The sequence below is a fragment of the Winogradskyella wichelsiae genome (assembly GCF_013403925.1).
In the GTDB taxonomy this organism is placed as follows: domain Bacteria; phylum Bacteroidota; class Bacteroidia; order Flavobacteriales; family Flavobacteriaceae; genus Winogradskyella; species Winogradskyella wichelsiae.
This window is the reverse complement of sequence record NZ_JABFDJ010000036.1, coordinates 1-1,345: the sequence shown is the minus strand read 5'-3', so window position 1 is coordinate 1,345 and position 1,345 is coordinate 1. Positions and strand designations below refer to the sequence as shown.

General features: G+C 32.0%; 2 protein-coding genes. Both read left to right on the top strand.

All coding sequences use genetic code 11. From position 1 onward, the window contains the following. Positions 1 to 54: 54 nt before the first annotated feature. Positions 55 to 489 (top strand): helix-turn-helix domain-containing protein, encoded by a 435-nt coding sequence (locus tag HM985_RS17065; protein ID WP_173589740.1) that lies wholly within the window; start codon positions 55 to 57, stop codon positions 487 to 489. Next, positions 378 to 1,307, top strand: a complete 930-nt coding sequence (locus HM985_RS17060) for an IS3 family transposase (RefSeq protein WP_179377411.1) — start codon at positions 378 to 380, stop codon at positions 1,305 to 1,307. Before HM985_RS17065 ends, HM985_RS17060 begins: the two co-directional genes overlap by 112 nt. Positions 1,308 to 1,345 lie beyond the last annotated feature (38 nt).

Sequence of the window (1,345 nt, the reverse complement as noted above, 5' to 3'; positions counted from 1 at the left end):
TGAATTTTCCTGAAATAGGTTGACTAAAAATTAAGCAATTAATTACAGTCACTTATGAAAACACAAAATGAACACTGGCGAAAAAAAAGTTACCAAAAAGCCACTTTAGAGACCAAACTTTTAGTCGTTGACCAAATCTTAAATGGTCAGCTTTCAAACAACCAAGCTTCAAAAAAATACGATATCCCTCGAACAACCATTACCTATTGGTTAAGAAAATACAGTACTTTAGTACAACAAAATACGGGTATGAGTAAAAACGATGAAATTAAAAAGTTAAAGGAAAAGATTGAAGAACTTGAGTTTCAAAAAGACTTTCAACAAGACATTATAGCTGACATGGAACTTATTACAGGAGTCGATATGTCAAAAAAGTCATTACCCAAAACATTAGCAAAAGAGATAGAGTTAAAGAAAAAACAGCGTATAAAAGAAAATGGCTCTATGGATGTTTTGGGATATCTAAACAAGCCTTCTACAAAAGACTAAGAACTCAACAGAAAAAAGAAATAGATCATCAAAAAATGATTAAAATGGTCAAAGACTACCGTAAAAAAGTAGGCTCAAAAACTGGTGGTATTAAGCTACATAAAGAACTTAAACGAGAATTTATAAGCGCTGATATTAAAATTGGTAGAGACAAGTTCTATCGCTTCCTCAAACTAAATAACCTTTTAATTCCTAAAACAAAAAATTACATTACCACTACAAACTCAAACCATATGTACAAAAAATATAAAAACCTGGTAAAAGACCATGTCCCTACTCGTCCTGAACAACTTTGGGTCAGCGATATCACTTATATTAAAACACAATACGGTCATAATTATTTAGCCATTGTTACAGATGCTTATTCTAAGCAGATTATGGGATATAAACTCGACAACCATATGAGAACATCACTTTGCACAGATGCGCTCGCTATGGCTATTAAAAATAGAAAATATCCCAATCTAAAGCTTATCCATCATTCGGATAGAGGTTTCCAATACTGCAACCCCAAATACACACAGTTTGCTGAAGGTAATGGAATTACAATGAGTATGACTGAACAATACGATCCTTACGAAAATGCTGTTGCTGAACGCATTAATAGAACTCTTAAATATGAATATGGATTAAAACAAACCATTAAAAACACTGAATTAGCAAAAAAAATGACACAACAAGCCGTCTATATTTATAACAATTTAAGAACCCATTTTAGCCTGGATCTCAGAAAACCTACTGAAGTCCATCTGAATCCAAACATCAAATACAAATCCTATCGAAAAAATAATGTAAATTTACCTGAACTTACGATTTAAGAACTGACCTAGTTCAAACTATTTTTTGCCTTCTAAAC

Coding starts and splice junctions, on each gene's coding strand:
- HM985_RS17065 (WP_173589740.1), top strand. CDS start 55: ATGAAAACACAAAATGAACACTGGCGAAAAAAAAGTTACCAAAAAGCC.